Here is a 14,132-nt window from a genome sequence, read left to right as displayed (position 1 = left end):
AGCACTCAACAAAAACTATTGTAATACGCGGTCGTAGAGGCGAAGCTACGGGGTATTTAGGCCTGATGTAGGTGGTGTTGGTTGGAAAATATTTAAAAACTCAGGCGCCTAATAAATGAAAGATAGCATCGATAATTCTGTTGAAGTTAATGCTGTGGTCACCGAAAGAGAGCTTAGGTATTTTATATCTTGCGGGATTGCTTTAATTCAAAAAGTACCAGAGGATTCACTTCCAACTTACTGTGGGCTTAGTAAAAATGAAATTGTAGATGTATCTATGAGGCGTCGGGAATTTGCGGACAGGAGGGGTGTGGAAGCTTAAATTTTTATTTAATTTTAAATTATGAGGGTGCTGTTCAAGGCAAAAAGCGATTCGGCCAGCGACGGCGTCTTACTCAGCAACAGATATATATAAGATCAATCGCGAGTGACGCTTTAGATAGGATCTATACTTGGCGCTATCAAAATCGAAGATGACAGATGGATGAGCGTTTAGCGAGAGCCGATGCAATGAGGCGATTGCTCGCGGGGTTAATGCCGCCTTTTAGATCGGCCACGACCTGTCGCTGACTCTGGTCACCAATGCCAACGGTAAGGCCACGGTGCGCACCAGCATCGCCACTGGCGGTAGCTTGCAATTGGCCACCGGCGACGACCTGACCATCCGCCAGGCGCAGGTGCAGGCGGGCGGCAACCTGATCGCCGCAGCCGGGCATGACCTCGACGTGACCTCGGTGCTCGGCGACAGCCGCACCGTCACCGACAGCACCGCGAGGGCAAGACCAGGGTCACGACTACGACCACCACCCAGGACATTGACCAGCAGGCGCTCACCGCCGGCGGCAACCTGGTGCTCAGCGCCGGTCACGACGTCAACCTGACCGCGCCAAGCTCGACGCCGGCAACGGCCTTGCCGTGGTCGCCGGCAACGATCTCAACAGCACCACGCTGACCATGGTCGACAGCAGCACCACCCTGGAGACGCGCAAGCGCTTTAAGAACACGGCACCAGGATCGGTACGGCAGCAGCCCGCAAAGCCGAAACTCTCGAGCGGTATGCTTCGCCCCTGACCAGCAAGAAGCCAATACCATGACCGACACCCCCACGATCCCCACTCTCTCCACCACCGAAGCCCGCGCCCTTGGCTGCCTGATCGAGAAGGAGGCGACCACGCCGGATGCGTATCCGCTCACGGTCAATGCGACGGTGGTGGCGGCCAATCAGAAGACCTCGCGTGAGCCGGTCATGGCGTTGAGTCCGGGCGATGTCCAGCATGCGCTGCGGCAACTGGAGGGGCGTGGCCTGGTGCGGCAGCAGTTCTCCTCGCGCGCCGAGCGCTACGAGCATCGGTTGGCGTCGGCGTTGGATCTGACCCAGCAGCAGGTGGCCCTGCTCGGCCTGCTGTTGTTGCGTGGTCCGCAGACCGTCAATGAGTTGCTGACGCGGGCCGAGCGCATGGCGCGCTTCGCCGATGCGGAAGATGTCCGCCATCAGTTGGAACGGCTGGCGCAGCGCCAGTTGGCATTGCAGTTGCCGCGTGCCAGCGGGCAGCGCGAGGACCGCTACATGCATCTGCTCACCGGTCCGGTGGATGCAGAGGCGTTGGCGGCCACGTTCAAGGCACGGCCGGCGGCGTCGGGCCACGACGAGTTGGAAGGCCGGGTGCAGGCGCTGGAGGCCGAGGTGGCGGAGTTGCGCGAGATCGTGGCGCAGTTGCAGGCGCAGCGCGGCTCCGAGTGACGCGGCGGTTGTGCTCTGGAGGGAGCCTCCCGCAAACACGGAGGCTCACGTGTAGGAGCGGCTTCAGCCGCGATGCGCTCTACAGGGGATGCCTGTCGCGGCTGAAGCCGCTCCTACAGTTGCGACGACAGATGCCGCTACGCCACGGCAAAAGCGCATTGCTAAAACCACTTGGAAACACGCCAAGTCGCTCATCGAGCGCAGCGCCCCGCGATCGAAAGATCACCCCATCTCCATCTGTGGAATCACCGCCAGCATATCGGTCACGCCGATATCCACACCCGTCTGGCTGAGCAAGGTGGTGACCTGGCCGCGGTGGTGGGTCTGGTGGTTGAAGAAGTGCAGCAGCAGGTCGCCGAAGCGCCGGCAGTGCGATTCGCCACGGGTATTGCGATAGCGCAGCGCCACATCGAGATCGTCGGGCTGCAGTTCCGTCATCCAGGCGGCGATCGTCGCATCCAGCGCCTCGCGCTGCGTCTGCAGGTCCGCCAGGCAGTCGGCCTGCGGCACGTCCAGGGCGGCCGGGACCGGCTTGGCGGCGATGGTCTGCAGCGCCGGGTGCCGGGCCGGATGCTGGGCGAAGCGCTGTAGCCAGATCGTATCCGCCACCACCAGGTGGTTGAGCGTGCCCAACAGCGATCCGAAGAAGGCGCCGCGCGGTTCGGCGATGGCGGTGTCCGGCAGGGTCGCGGCCGCGGCGTAAAGACGCTGGTTCATCCACTGGCTGTAGTCGGCAAACAGCCGCAGTGTGTGCAAGGTGTCCATGCTCAGGCGCGGTCCTGGGGCGCGTGCAGTTCGCACAGATAGAGTTCGACCTCGGCCGCCTCCGGGCTCAGGCGCACACGCCCCTGGGCGACGAAGCCCAGCGCGGCGAGCAGCCGCAACGAGCGCGCATTGCCCGGCGCCACGATCGCGTAGACGCGTGGCAGCGCCAACACGCTGCGCGCGTAGTCCAACACCGCGCGCGCCGCCTCGCTGGCGTAGCCCCGGCCCGCGTAGGGCTGCAGCAGGGCATAGCCCAGGTCGGGCGCGGGCAGGGTCGGCCGCAGCACCAGCCCGGCCACGCCAAGCCAGGCGCCGTCGTCGCGGCGTTCCACCGCATACAGGCCGAAGCCGTGCTCGGCGTAGCTGCGCACCGAGCCGTCGGCGAGATAGCGGCTGGCCTGGGCTTCGTCGCGCACGCCGCGGTCGCCGATGTGCGCCAGGAAGCCGGGGTCGTTGAGCAGGGCCAGCATCGGCGTCGCATCGCGCTCGGGGTCCAGCCGGCGCAGCACCAGGCGTGGGGTCTCGATCACGGTGAACATGCGGCGCTCCTGCGGGTCGGGCGGCCAGCGTGGCGCCGCCGCCGCGGCTTGGCAAGCAATGCGAGTGGCCCGTGTTTCGCTTGGCAGACGCGCGCCACAGCCCCCAAAACATCCCTGCGCAGTGGCCGCGCACCCCACATCCCGGTCACACATAACAAACGTCTAGTTAACAGCTTCACATGGGGTGCCGGTATTCTGACGCCCATGCGACCCATCCCCCGTCTCGCCACCTTCCTGTCCCTGCTCTCGCTGGCCGGCCTCGCCGAGGCCCGCGGCGTCATCGAGAAAGTGCAAATCGAGGGGCTGAACAAGGACGAAGACGAGGCCATGATCGAGAACATCCAGGTCTCGCTGTCGCTGTACGACGCCATCGGCAAGGACCAGGGCGAGTCGCGCCTGGAGTATCTGCTGAGCCAGGCCGAGCGGCAGACCCGGCAGGCGCTGGAGCCGTTCGGCTATTTCACTCCCACCATCACCGTCGACGCGCCGCGCCAGGACGACAAGCTGACCGTGGTGGTGCACGTGGACAAGGGCGAGCCGATCCGGGTGCGCAATTTCCATGTGGGCATCACCGGCCCGGCCGAGGACGACCGCTACCTGGGCGAGGACCTGAAGAACTTCCGCCCGCGCCAGGGCGACATCTTCGTCAGCAGCGTCTACGAGACCAGCAAGGTCACCATCACCCGGCGGCTGGCCGAGCGCGGCTACTTCGATGCCGACTTCACCCAGCGCAAGGTCGAGGTGACCCGCGCCGACCACGCCGCCGACATCGACCTGAGCTGGGACAGCGGCCGCCGCTACAACATGGGCCCGATCCGCTTCCACCAGGACTACTTCAACCAGAAGCTGTTCGATCCGCTGGTGTACTGGAAGGAAGGCAGCTACTACCACGAAGGCAAGCTCGATCGTCTGCGCGAGTCGCTGGTCAAGCTCGACTACTTCAGCGTGATCGACATCCAGCCCAAGCCGGAAGAGGCCGACGCCAACGGCGAGGTGCCGGTGGACGTCAACCTCACCCGCGCCAAGCGCAGCATCTACACCGCCGGCCTCAGCTACGGCAGCGAGAGCGGCGCCGGTGTGCGCCTGGGCGTGGACCGCCGCTACGTCAATGCGCGCGGGCACAAGCTCAGCACGCAGCTGGATTACGCGCAGAAGCGCAAGAGCTTCATCACCAGCTACCGGATCCCGGCGTTCCGCTGGCTCGATGGCTGGTACACCACCTCGCTGCGCGTCTACGACGAGCAGACCGACTACATCGACCTGCGCAACGTCAAGCTCACCGGCAGCCGCAGCGGCCAGATCAACGAGCACTGGACCGCCATCGCCTCGATCAACGCGCTGCGCGAGCGCTGGCGCTACGCCACCGACGAGGTGTTCGACGGCGCGCTGTACCAGACCTCGACGCTGTTCTATCCGCAGATCGAAGCCGACTACGTCGGCGTGGACGACAAGGTGTTCCCGCGCAAGGGCTTCAGCGGCAACATCAGCCTGCGCGGCGGTGCCGAGGGCGCGGGCTCGGATGCCAGCTTCGTACAGGCGCACATGCGGGTGAACTGGTTCCACGGCCTGGGCGACAACGACCGCCTGATCCTGCGCGGCGAAGCCGGCAGCACCTGGACCGACGCGCTGGTGGCGATGCCGCCGAGCCTGCGTTTCTTCGCCGGCGGCGACAACAGCATCCGCGGCTATGCGTTCCGCGAGGTCGGCCCGCGCACGCCGCGGCCGGACCGTTTCGCGCTCGGCGCCAAGCACGTGCTCACCGGCAGCGCCGAGTACGAGCACTACTTCAAGGGCGGCCCGTGGGGCGGCGCAGTGTTCGTCGACAGCGGCAGCGCCTTCGACGATACGCCGGATTGGCACACCGGCGTCGGCTTCGGCCTGCGCTGGCGCTCGCCGGTCGGCCCGGTGCGGGTGGACATCGCGCATGGCTTGAACGATCCCGACTCGCAGTTCCAGCTCTATCTCAACATCGGAGCCAACCTGTGAGCGCGCCGCTGGAGCCGACGTCGCCCGCCACGCCGCCGCCGCGGCGCCCGCGCTTCTACCGGCGCAAGCGCTTCTGGTGGGGCTCGGCGCTGACCGTGGCCGGCCTGGTGCTGCTGGCGGCGATCGCGCTGTACTGGCTGCTGCAGACCGTGGCCGGGCGCGACGTGCTGCTGGCGCAGGTGGTGGCGCGGCTGCCGGCCGGCTCCACGCTGACCTGGGAGCGCGCCGAAGGGCCGCTGGCCGGCCCGTTGACCCTGCACAACCTGGATTTCCGCTACAACGAGATCCACTTCACCGCCGAGCGCGCCTACCTCGATCCGGACATCCGCCCGCTGCTCGGGCGCAAGCTGCAACTGGACGCGCTGGAACTGACCAACGCCACGCTCAACCTGGCCAAGAGCGACGAACCGTTCGAACTGCCGCGCTGGCCGCAGTCGCTGCCGCAGATCGAAGTGCCGCTGGCCCTGCAGGCCGACCGCATCGCCATCGACGGCCTGCGCATCACCCAGGCGCAGCAGCCGATGATCGACATCCGCACACTGCGCGGCGGCGTGGAAGTGGCCAACGGCGAGTTCCGCGCCACCCAGGTGGTGGTGAACAGCGACCGCGGCGATTTCCGCGTCAATGGCGATTACCTGCCGGGCCAGGACTACAAGGCCGACCTCACCGCCAGCGCGGTGCTGCCGGCCGCGCGTGGGCGCACCCCGGCGCGCCTGGGCCTGGTCGCGCGCGGCGACCTGGACAAGATGGAAGTGGCCATCGCCGGCAACGCGCCGGCGCCGCTGCGCGCCACCCTGGTGTTCACCGGCCGCACCGATCCGGTGTGGGAGTTCGCCGCCAGCAGCAAGGCGCTGGATCCGTCGCTGCTGGTGCCGCCGGCCGACGACGCCCCGGCGTCCGTGCCGCTGGCCTTCGACCTGCGTGCCAAGGGCAAGGGCGGCAATGCCGACCTGCAGGGCGAGCTATCGCGCGACGGGCAAAAGCTCGTGCTCGATCCCTCGCACCTGAGCCTGGACAACCAGGTGCTCACCGTCGCGCCGCTGCAGCTGCGCGCGTTCGACGGGCAATTGCGCCTGCGCGGCACCGCCGATCTGCGCGACCCGGACAATGCGCAGTTGCGCTTCGCGGTCAACGCCAGCGGCATGACCTTCACCACTGCGCCGGATCCATCCACCCCGGACGCGCCAGCGGTGCCGATCAAGCTGGTCGAGGCCAACCTGGGCGTGGCCGGCACGATGAAACAGTGGGCCACCTACGGCGAGGCCACCGTCGCCCGCGGCAAGGACAGCGCCAACCTGCAGCTGGACGTGCGCGGCGACGATCGCCAGGCGCTGCTGAAGCAGGTGCGCGCGACCATGCCCAGCGGCACGCTCGATCTGGGCGGCAACGTTGCCTGGGTGCCGGAATTGAACTGGGACGTGCAAGGCACGCTGGCCGGCTTCGACCCCGGCTACTTCGCGCCGGGCTGGGACGGCAAGCTGTCCGGCACCTTCGCCTCGCAGGGCAAGCAGTTGCCGGCGCGGCCGGACGGCAGCGCCGCCGGCTACCAGGCCACGCTCGACATCCCGCGCTTGAACGGACGCCTGCGCAGCCGCGCCCTCGACGCCAACGCCAAGCTCGCCCTGCAGGGCAGCCAGGGCGAGGGCAAGCTGCAACTGAGCCTGGGCGACAGCCGCCTGCAGGCGCAGGGCAAGGTCGGCGACCAGCTCGACATCGATGCGCAACTGCAGCCGCTGCAACTGGCCGACCTGCTGCCCGGCGGCGCCGGCAGCCTGCGCGGCAGCGTGCAGATCAAGGGCCGCCGCGATGCGCCGAACCTCACCGCCGACCTCACCGGCAACGGCCTGAAGTGGGACAGCTACGGCGCCGACAGCCTCAGCCTGCGCGGGCGCCTGCCCTGGCGCGGCAACGGCGGTGAACTCGCCCTGCGCGGCAGTGCGATCAATGCCGGCGTGCTGCTGCAGACGCTGAGCGTGGATGCGCGCGGTGCGGTCGAGAATCTGCAACTCGATGCCAAGACCGAGAACGACATGGGCGCGCTGGCCCTGGCCGGGCAAGTGCGCCGCGACGGCGCGCGTTGGCAGGGCGCCTTGAACACGCTGCGCATCGCCCCGGCCAAGGGCGAGCCGTGGCAACTGCGGCAGGCGGCCAATTTCAGCGTGGCCGGCAGCGCCTTCAGCCTGTCCGAGAGCTGCCTGGCGCCGGGCAGCGGCGGCGCGTTGTGCGTGTCCGCCGACTGGCCGAAGCAGGGCCTGACCCTGCGCGGCGATGCCTTGCCGCTGGCCCTGGTGCAGCCATGGTTGCCGCCCAACAGCGGCCGCAAGATGTACCTGCGCGGCGACCTGTCCATCGACGGCAGCTTCAAGCCGGCCGGCAATGCTTGGCAGGGCTCGCTGCGCCTGGCCTCGCGCGAAGGCGGCCTGCGCCTGGGCGACAACGCGCGTGGCGAACTGCTGCGCTACGACCAGTTCAGTTTCGTCACCGATTTCAGCGCGCAGCACATCCACTCCAAGCTCGGCATCGGCTTCCAGGGCGACGGCTTCGTCGATGCCACCGTCGACACCGGCTGGGATGCGTACGCGCCGCTGACCGGCGAGATCTACATGAACATGGCGCGGCTGTACTGGCTGGAGCTGTTCTCGCCCGACCTGGTCCGGCCCAAGGGCCTGGTCGAAGGCCACGTCAGTCTGCGCGGCACCCGTTCGCAACCGGCGATGGGCGGCGACGCCACGCTCAGCAACTTCACCGGCGAACTGCCGGCGCTGGGCCTGACCCTGAGTGAAGGCAAGGGCCGCTTCGACGCGCAGCCGGATGGCTCGGCGCGCATCGTCGCCTCGGTGAAGTCCGGCGAGGGTACGCTCAATGTCGATGGCGGCCTGTCCTGGTACGGCGACCGCACGCCGCTGCAGTTGAACATCCGCGGCACCAACGTGCTGGTGTCCAACACCGCGGAACTGCGCGCGGTGGCCAATCCCGACCTGCAGTTCGGCATCGCCAACAACACCATGATGCTGAGCGGCCAGGTCACCGTGCCCTCGGCCGACATCGACCTGGAGCGGCTGGACCGCGGCACCTCGCTGTCCGAGGACGTGGTGGTGCTGGACCCGGCCGATCCCGAGGCCACGCCGACTTCGCCGCTGGAAATGGACCTGCGCGTGACCCTGGGCGACCAGGTCAAGATGGCCGGCTTCGGCCTCAAGGGCGCCCTGACCGGCGCCATGCAGGTGCGCTCGCGGCCGGGCCGCGAGATGACCGCCACCGGCGGGCTGGACGTCAGCGGCAAGTACAAGGCGTACGGGCAGGACCTGACCATCACCCGCGGCCAGCTCACCTGGAGCAACAACATCGTCTCCGACCCGCGCATCAACATCCGCGCGCAGCGCCAGGTCGCCGACGTCACCGCCGGCATCGACGTCACCGGCCGCGCCACCGCCCCGCATGCGGACGTGTGGTCGGACCCGTCGATGTCGCAATCCGAGGCGATGTCCTACCTGGTGCTGGGCCGCAGCCTCAGCAACACCAGCAGCGCCGAAGCCGACCAGGTCACCGCCGCGGCCAGCGCCCTGTCGGCCGGCAGCGGCCTGCTCGCCTCGCAACTCGGCGCCAAGCTCGGCTTCGACGACGCCGGCGTCAGCCAGTCGCGCACGCTCGGCGGCTCGGTGGTCGGCTTCGGCAAATACCTCTCGCCGAAACTCTACGTCAGCTACGGCGTGTCGCTGATCGGCAGCGGCTCGGTGCTGACGCTGAAATATCTGCTCGGCCGCGGCTTCGACGCCGAAGTGGAATCGAGCACGGTGGAGAACCGCGGGTCGGTGAATTGGCGGAAGGAGAAGTAGTGCGCCGTTTGAGCACGGCGCATGCTGCAACCGCAAAATCTCCTTGACAGCATCGGGTGCGGTCTATCACAGTTTCGCCGGGGACCCAGGCTGCGGCAGACGTGCAGCATTTCGGCAGCGCCATGCGCCGCCATGACCGCGTGCGGTGATCCCCAGGGCACGATATTGAAACCAGGGGGAAACATGGATTGTCGCGTCGGCACCGGCTTGCCTGTCACACAGCTGCGCAATCCGTCGCGATTGCCGCCCTAGCGGTCTCGCCCCATGCCGGCGCCCCGTTTTCGGGCGCCTGCGGTCCGCTCCACTTCCTGATTCCGACCGTGTCCCTGTCGCGCACGCCAGATGCGCTGCAGCCTTCGCACCGGTTGCCGACTGCTTTCTTGAGACTTCTCTATGGATAGGTTCCAGATGTTCTTCCGGCTGCGCGCAAGCCTGGCGCTGTTGGCCCTCGGATATGCGGCGACCGCCGGTGCGGACGAATTGCGGTACGACCAGAAGTACGTCGAGCGCATCAAGCAATCGCAGGAAATCGGACGCTTGAGCGTCGATTCCTTCGGCGAGCAGGTCAGCCTGAAGAACGGCAGCGTGGTGTTCAACTGGACGGACATCGACATCCCTGGCAACAGCAAGCTGCCGGTCCGTCTGCAGCGCACGCATGTTGTGGAAGACGACGGTGCGGGGCGCAGTGGAAAGCTCGACGGTTTTGGCGTCGGCGGTTCGTTCGATGTGCCGTACCTGATGGGCGTGTTCAGCACGAACGGCTGGCAGGTGTACGGCAATAGCCCGAATAGCCGCTGCAGTCAGCCCGCAGAACCACCGAGCTACACTATCCCTGCGCGGGATTATTGGTCAGGCAACAATCTGCACATTCCGGGCTCGGGCGATCGCCAGATGCTCATGGATCCTTCGACGCAGTTGCCGGCACCGAACAACGGCGCAAGCTATCCCTGGATCACCAAGGATTTCTGGCGCTTCTCCTGCCTGGCGAGCACCAAGAACGGCTATCCGGGCGAAGGATTCGTCGCTTTGTCGCCGGAAGGCGACAAGTACTACTTCGACTGGGTGGTGAGCAAGAAGCACCCAACCATCTCCAAGCGCATGGGTAATTATTCCGCGAGTGCGTCTATGGAGCGCCTGGCAGTGTTTTTCCTGGCGACACGGGTCGAGGACCGCTTCGGTAATTGGGTCACCTACACCTACAACGGCGACCAGTTGTCACGCATCGACGCCAGCGATGGCCGCTACATTCGGGTGACCGGAACTTCCGGTGCCAACATCACGTCGGTCGAGTCCAGCATCGGCAACTGGACTTACTCCTACGGTGACAAGTCGTTGACGGTGACGCAGCCGGATAATGCCCAGTCGCGCTACGTGCAGAGCGGCGACATGATCATTACGCCGACCCCGGAGCGGCCGCTCTACCAGAATCCTCCGCGCTGCCCGGCTCCAGAACCGTCGTTCGGAGACTTCACGTACGCGGTGACCTTGCCGAGTAATGCCACGGCAACGTACACCTTTTCGGTGCAAAGGCATTACCGCCACAATATTCCTAAGCAATGCAATAGCTTCATGGACTCGGCGGGCCCGAGTACGAGTTATCAATACCTGACAATTCCCAATTTCGCGGATAACTTCACCCTGGTCAGCAAGTCGATCAGCGGTCCTGGGCTGCCGTCGATGCGGTGGTCGTACACCTACGATATTGGCGCAGGCGCACTCGCCTTTGCGGAAATGTGCCAGCGCCCCAACCTGCCGCCGACCGCGTGCAGAAAATCGGTACAGACCGAGGTGCGCGGTCCGGAAAACGACTTCAAGCGGTACACGTTCGGTGCCTGGTACAACTTGAACGAAGGGCTGGACCTGGGCGTGGAGACCGGTTCGTACACCAGCAGTTCGTCCGGGGATACCGTGAATATCCTCAGCACGAGCGTGAACGACTACATCACCAGCGATGAAGTCGCCAATCAGCCGTTTCCGAATTTCGTCGGTTCTGGGCATGGATCGAACGAAGACGACGTCTCCATTGCGGGACTCAGGCCGCTCAAGCGAACCACCATCACCCAGGATGGCGGCACCTTCCAGATGGCGGTGAACAGCTTCGACGTGTTCGCACGCCCCACCAGCGTGACCCGCTCCAGCGCGTTCAATACCCGCACCGAGGCCACGGCTTACTACGACAACCTCAACCTGTGGGTCATCGGCCAGGTCGCGTCCGTGACCAAGACGGCGCCAGGTGATACACAGGAGATGTCCGCGAACACGTACGACGCCGCGACCGCGCTGCCGACGCGTTTCTCGCGGTTCGGCAAGACCATCCAGACGGTTGCCTACAATGGCGACGGAACGGTGGCGAAGGTCATCGACGGAAATGGCAATGCCACCAGCCTCAGCGGCTGGAAGCGCGGCATGCCGCAGGGTATCACCTACGCGGACGGTACCAGCGACACGGCCGTCATCGACGACCGCGGCTTGATCAGCTCGGCAACCGATGAAAACGGCTATGCGACCAGCTACGGCTACGATGCCATGGGGCGGCTGACGAACATCGCCTACCCCAGCAGTGACACCGTTGCCTGGGCATCGACCGGCTTGGCCTTCGAGCAGGTGAACGCCACCGAATTCGGTCTGCCTGCAGGGCATTGGCGGCATACGGTGTCGACTGGCAACGCCAGGAAGGTCACCTACCTCGATGGACTGTGGCGGCCGGTGCTGACCCAGGAGTACGACGCCGCGAACGTGGGCGCCACCCAGCGGTTCAGCCGGTTCAGCTATGACCATCAGGGGCACACCTTGTTCGCCTCCTACCCCGGCACGGCCGATCAACTGTCGACGGGCACCTGGACACAGTACGACGCGCTCGGCCGGACCACGTCGGTGTCCCAGGACTCCGAACACGACCTGCTGACGACGAAGACCGAGTACCTGACCGGCAACCAGATGCGCGTGACCAATCCGCGGGGCAACCAGACGCTGTCCGGCTATCAGGTCTTCGACCGCCCGGGCTACGACGCGCCGGTCTGGTTCCAGCATCCGGAGGGCGCCACCACCGAGATCAATCGCGACATCTTCGGCAAGCCGCTGTCCATCCGCCGCCGTGACGCCAACGGCACCGTGTCGGTCACTCGCAGCTACGTCTACGACACCTACCAGCAACTGTGCAAGACGGTGGAACCGGAAACCGGTGCCACGGCCAATGGCTATGACGCTGCTGGCAACCTGGTATGGAGTGCAGCCGGCCTGTCGCTCTCCAGCACCACGTCGTGCGATGCGGATTCAGCCTTCGCTTCCGGCCGCCGGGTCGACCGCAGCTATGACGTGCGCAATCGGATCAAGGCGTTGAGTTTCCCGGACGGCAATGGCAACCAGGCCTGGAGCTACTGGCCGGATGGGGCGGTCAAGCAGATCACCACCACCAACAACGGCGTCGCCACCTACAACAGCTACGCCTACAACAAGCGCCGCCTGCTGATCGCCGAGAGCCAGGGCCAGGCCGATGGCGAGACCTGGGCGCTGGGTTACGCCTACGATGCCAACGGCAACCTCGCTGCGCACCGCTATCCGTCGGGACAGACGGTGGACTATGCACCCAATGCCCTGGGCCAACCGACCCAGGCCGGCAGCTATGCCACCGGCGTGAGCTACTACCCGAACGGCGCGATCAAGCAGTTCACCTACGGCAACGGCATCGTCCACACGCTGACGCAAAACAAGCGCCAGTTGCCGGACACCAGCCAGGATGCTTACGGTGGCACGGCGTTCCTCAGCGATGGGTATGACTACGATGCCAATGGCAACGTGGCGGCCATCAGCGACGGCGCCACCGGGCGCGGTGGTCGTGGCGACCGAACCATGACCTATGACGGCCTGGACCGCTTGATCAGGGCCGAGTCACCCATGTTCAGCGTCGCGACCTATAGCTACGACGTCCTCGACAACCTGACCCATGTCGTCGCGCCGGGCCGCGACCATTACTACTGCTACGACGCCAACTGGCAGCTCACCAACGTCAAGACCGGCAGTTGCGGCGGCAGCACGGTGATCGGTATGAGCTACGACCCGCAGGGTAACCTCAGCAACAAGAATGGCCAGGCCTTCGTGTTCGATTACGGCAACCGCCTGCGCCAGGCGACCGGCAAGGAGACCTACCGCTACGACGGCAATGGCCGCCGCACATTGGCACTGCAGAGCGCCGGCAACATCGGCTCGCTGTACGACCAGTCCGGGGCATTGCGGTTCCAGAAGAACCAGCGCCAGTCCAAGTCCACCGACTACATCCTGCTGGGCGGCAGCCTGGTTGCCGAAGCCGACTGGCCGTTGGGACAGGCGCTATCGGTCAAGGACTACGTCAACTGGAACCCGGTCTCCGGCGCAACCCGCTACTTGGTGGAAGAGAGCGTGGATGGCGTTACCTGGACCTCGGTGTACGACGGCAGCCAGGGCAACTGGACCTCGTTGGCCAGGCCGGCAGGGACCTATTCGTATCGCGTGACCGCGTGCACGGCGGATGGCAACTGCACTGCGGCTTCGAACGTGACGCATGACCAGCGGCCTGCGGTGGATATCGTGCCGTTGCTGTATCAACTGCTTTTGAACGGTTGAAGGTAGGGGTGCCGGAAGAACGGTATCCGCAACATAATCTTTAAATTTCCTAGGAGTGGAATTTTATGCGTTGGATCTTGATGTTGGGATGTGTGCTGTTCTGGATGTCTTACAGCGAATCAGCGAGTGCTTTGCAGATCATCACCGGCAAGGTCACGCAGATTGAGGCGACCTACATGCCTACCCAGATCCCTTTTCTCTTGAGCGAGGGAAATACCACGTGCCCTGCTGGAAAGCCGGTTTATTGGGCAAAGGAACAGGAAAACAACAAGGCGATCTATGCGATGTTGATGTCGGCATTCGTCAGTGGGAAACGCGTGACCTTGATCATGGACGACAACGATACGTCATGTACCGGAAAGTTCATCTATATGGTTGAATAATCCGCCTGGAATGCAAGCAAGTCAGCCAACTCTGAAGCCAGCTCCTTGACGAAAGAGAAAAAACCACGCCATGAGAACTACAACGGGCGCGCTATTGCTGTTTGTCCTCCTGAGTGGGTCAGCACCAGCAAATGATTCTATGCAGAACGTCGAGGTCGTGCAGCTAGGGACATATCAGGCGAACACGAGCCACTTTGTATGGCTTTCAGCGACACCTGCAGAATTCCCAGCGACAGCGGGAGTGTTGCATTTCCAAGACGATCAGCCCCAGGTGGCAAAGCAT

9 protein-coding genes are annotated in these 14,132 nt (G+C 65.0%); 7 read left to right on the top strand and 2 right to left on the bottom strand.

The window, feature by feature from the left end; translation table 11 throughout:
• Window positions 1-115 precede the first annotated feature (115 nt).
• From NUG21_RS20655 to NUG21_RS20645, 3 genes are all read left to right on the top strand, one after another.
• On the top strand, window positions 116-322 hold the full coding sequence (locus NUG21_RS20655) for a hypothetical protein (RefSeq protein WP_263391896.1): 207 nt from the start codon (window positions 116-118) through the stop codon (window positions 320-322).
• A 280-nt stretch (window positions 323-602) separates the two neighbouring features.
• Window positions 603-881: a hemagglutinin repeat-containing protein gene (locus NUG21_RS20650; protein ID WP_263391895.1), complete on the top strand. Its 279-nt coding sequence runs from the start codon at window positions 603-605 to the stop codon at window positions 879-881.
• Window positions 882-1,090: 209 nt separating this feature from the next.
• A complete protein-coding gene (locus tag NUG21_RS20645) occupies window positions 1,091-1,741 on the top strand; it encodes a YceH family protein (RefSeq protein ID WP_019796817.1) in 651 nt (216 codons plus the stop codon).
• A gap of 222 nt (window positions 1,742-1,963) precedes the next feature.
• Here the strand turns inward: NUG21_RS20645 and NUG21_RS20640 are convergent, their stop codons facing one another.
• Complete coding sequence (locus NUG21_RS20640; protein ID WP_019797989.1) at window positions 1,964-2,506, bottom strand: DinB family protein; 543 nt, start codon at window positions 2,504-2,506, stop codon at window positions 1,964-1,966.
• Window positions 2,507-2,508: 2 nt separating this feature from the next.
• Window positions 2,509-3,045, bottom strand: coding sequence for a GNAT family N-acetyltransferase (locus tag NUG21_RS20635; RefSeq protein ID WP_263391894.1), 537 nt, complete (start codon window positions 3,043-3,045; stop codon window positions 2,509-2,511).
• Between the two features lie 204 nt (window positions 3,046-3,249).
• Between NUG21_RS20635 and NUG21_RS20630 the strand changes: the two genes are divergently transcribed.
• The 4 genes from NUG21_RS20630 to NUG21_RS20615 all read left to right on the top strand — a co-directional run bounded on the left by NUG21_RS20630 (window position 3,250) and on the right by NUG21_RS20615 (window position 13,849).
• Window positions 3,250-5,031 carry an autotransporter assembly complex protein TamA gene (locus NUG21_RS20630; RefSeq protein ID WP_242082763.1) on the top strand — a complete coding sequence of 594 codons (1,782 nt, stop codon included), beginning with the start codon at window positions 3,250-3,252 and terminating at the stop codon, window positions 5,029-5,031.
• Complete coding sequence (locus NUG21_RS20625; RefSeq protein ID WP_263391893.1) at window positions 5,028-8,867, top strand: translocation/assembly module TamB domain-containing protein; 3,840 nt, start codon at window positions 5,028-5,030, stop codon at window positions 8,865-8,867. Before NUG21_RS20630 ends, NUG21_RS20625 begins: the two co-directional genes overlap by 4 nt.
• Window positions 8,868-9,275: 408 nt before the next feature.
• The gene (locus NUG21_RS20620) at window positions 9,276-13,466 is read left to right on the top strand and encodes an RHS repeat domain-containing protein (protein ID WP_263391892.1); all 4,191 of its coding nucleotides are present in this window, start codon (window positions 9,276-9,278) and stop codon (window positions 13,464-13,466) included.
• A 65-nt stretch (window positions 13,467-13,531) separates the two neighbouring features.
• Window positions 13,532-13,849: a hypothetical protein gene (locus NUG21_RS20615; protein ID WP_263391891.1), complete on the top strand. Its 318-nt coding sequence runs from the start codon at window positions 13,532-13,534 to the stop codon at window positions 13,847-13,849.
• The last annotated feature ends 283 nt before the right edge of the window (window positions 13,850-14,132 follow it).

This window comes from Xanthomonas sp. CFBP 8445 (assembly GCF_025666235.1).
In the GTDB taxonomy this organism is placed as follows: Bacteria; Pseudomonadota; Gammaproteobacteria; order Xanthomonadales; family Xanthomonadaceae; genus Xanthomonas_A; species Xanthomonas_A indica.
This window is presented reverse-complemented; position numbering and strand designations above follow the sequence as displayed.

Excerpts from the sequence above, each read along its gene's own strand:
- NUG21_RS20655 (WP_263391896.1), top strand. The coding sequence starts at position 116 with ATGAAAGATAGCATCGATAATTCTGTTGAAGTTAATGCTGTGGTCACC.
- NUG21_RS20645 (WP_019796817.1), top strand. The coding sequence starts at position 1,091 with ATGACCGACACCCCCACGATCCCCACTCTCTCCACCACCGAAGCCCGC.
- NUG21_RS20640 (WP_019797989.1), bottom strand. The coding sequence starts at position 2,506 with ATGGACACCTTGCACACACTGCGGCTGTTTGCCGACTACAGCCAGTGG.
- NUG21_RS20635 (WP_263391894.1), bottom strand. The coding sequence starts at position 3,045 with ATGTTCACCGTGATCGAGACCCCACGCCTGGTGCTGCGCCGGCTGGAC.
- NUG21_RS20630 (WP_242082763.1), top strand. The coding sequence starts at position 3,250 with ATGCGACCCATCCCCCGTCTCGCCACCTTCCTGTCCCTGCTCTCGCTG.
- NUG21_RS20620 (WP_263391892.1), top strand. The coding sequence starts at position 9,276 with ATGTTCTTCCGGCTGCGCGCAAGCCTGGCGCTGTTGGCCCTCGGATAT.
- NUG21_RS20615 (WP_263391891.1), top strand. The coding sequence starts at position 13,532 with ATGCGTTGGATCTTGATGTTGGGATGTGTGCTGTTCTGGATGTCTTAC.